This window comes from Ralstonia sp. OTU4908 (assembly GCF_038440115.1).
In the GTDB taxonomy this organism is placed as follows: Bacteria; Pseudomonadota; Gammaproteobacteria; order Burkholderiales; family Burkholderiaceae; genus Ralstonia; species Ralstonia pickettii.
Genome location: NZ_JASATD010000105.1, coordinates 1 through 477 on the forward strand (window position 1 = coordinate 1; position 477 = coordinate 477).

General features: G+C 53.5%; 2 tRNA genes and 1 rRNA gene. All 3 read left to right on the top strand.

Annotated elements, in window-relative coordinates:
- A 16S ribosomal RNA gene (locus tag AAHM38_RS25510) occupies nucleotides 1-90 on the top strand; the annotation flags it as partial.
- A 60-nt stretch (nucleotides 91-150) separates the two neighbouring features.
- Nucleotides 151-227, top strand: a tRNA-Ile gene (locus AAHM38_RS25515).
- A 36-nt stretch (nucleotides 228-263) separates the two neighbouring features.
- A tRNA-Ala gene (locus AAHM38_RS25520) sits at nucleotides 264-339 on the top strand.
- Nucleotides 340-477 lie beyond the last annotated feature (138 nt).

A 477-nucleotide genomic window follows, 5' to 3' on the forward strand; every position in this document is an offset into this window, starting at 1 on the left:
AGGAGGGCGATTACCACGGTAGGGTTCATGACTGGGGTGAAGTCGTAACAAGGTAGCCGTATCGGAAGGTGCGGCTGGATCACCTCCTTTAAGAGCGTGCATCCGACGTTAGGCGTCCACACTTATCGGTTTGTTTGATGTTACAGCCAAGGGTCTGTAGCTCAGGTGGTTAGAGCACCGTCTTGATAAGGCGGGGGTCGTAGGTTCAAGTCCTACCAGACCCACCAAGTTACGGACGGTGGAAGAAGTTCTCTGCCGTGACTGGGGGATTAGCTCAGCTGGGAGAGCACCTGCTTTGCAAGCAGGGGGTCGTCGGTTCGATCCCGTCATCCTCCACCATTACCTTTTGGTTACCAAACGCAAGCATCGACGCGGTGTCGATGGTGTTTGCGTTTGGCCTAGCCAAGACGAGCGTAAAAGTTCGGCTGTTCTTTAACAATATGGAATGTAGTAAAGGTGTCGCGGTGCGTTGATGAG